The organism is Bacillus sp. AFS012607, assembly GCF_002558005.1.
In the GTDB taxonomy this organism is placed as follows: domain Bacteria; phylum Bacillota; class Bacilli; order Bacillales; family Bacillaceae_G; genus Bacillus_A; species Bacillus_A thuringiensis_S.
Window position 1 is genome coordinate 1 of record NZ_NTVM01000130.1, and the last position, 289, is coordinate 289.

The window sequence follows — 289 nt, forward strand, 5'->3', positions numbered from 1 at the left end:
AGCTTCATATTCTTTCATATCATGATTGAGCTTTCTTACGGTTTCTTACTGCAAATACAGCTCCAATTGAGCCAAGTACGACACATACAAGACCGATCCGTTTTATGTATGGATTTTCGGCTTTACCGCCTGTTGTCGGAAGATACGTTTCGATTTTCTTTGGCGTTTGTTCTAGTTGTGGTTTCATAACAATCTGTTGTGGTTTCTCTAGTTGAGGAATGACAGGTTTTTCGGTTACTTTTGGTTGTTCCGGTACCTGCTTTTGTGGTGCTTCTGGTTGCTCTGGCTT

At 41.2% G+C, this 289-nt stretch carries 1 pseudogene; it reads right to left on the reverse strand.

Annotation, left to right across the window (positions count from 1 at the left end):
- Nucleotides 1-19 precede the first annotated feature (19 nt).
- Nucleotides 20-289, reverse strand: a pseudogene (locus CN409_RS31260) (adhesin); the annotation flags it as partial.